Genomic DNA, 445 nt, shown 5'->3' on the forward strand with positions numbered 1-445 from the left:
CTCGACGCGCTCGCTCGCGGGTTGAAGAACTGGACTGACTCCCGCAGCGGGAAACGCGCCGGTCGGCCGTCGGGTTTCCCCCGGTTCAAGTCCCGCCGCCGTACCACGCCCAGCGTACGGTTCACCACCGGGGCGATCCGGGTCGAACCGGACCGGATGCACGTGGTGCTACCCCGGCTGGGCCGGTTGAAGTTGCACGAGTCCGCCCGCAAGCTCGCCCGCCGTATTGAAGCCGGCACCGCCCGGATCATGTCCGCGACAGTGCGTCGTGATGGCGGACGGTGGCATGTGTCGTTCACCGTCGAGGTCGAACGCGCCGAACGCAGCCCGGCCCGACCCGGCTCGGTGGTTGGTGTGGACGTCGGTATCCGGCATCTCGCGGTGCTGTCCACCGGCGAGTTGGTCGACAACCCGCGCCACCTCGTGGCCGCGCGGCAACGGATGC

The 445-nt window shown here is 69.9% G+C and carries 1 protein-coding gene; it reads left to right on the plus strand.

Annotated elements, in window-relative coordinates; all coding sequences use genetic code 11:
* Positions 1-445, plus strand: a 445-nt coding sequence (locus ACXAHD_RS32400; protein WP_475055224.1) for a transposase, incomplete at both ends; no start/stop codon positions are given.

This window comes from Micromonospora sp. ABR4_055 (assembly GCF_056160425.1).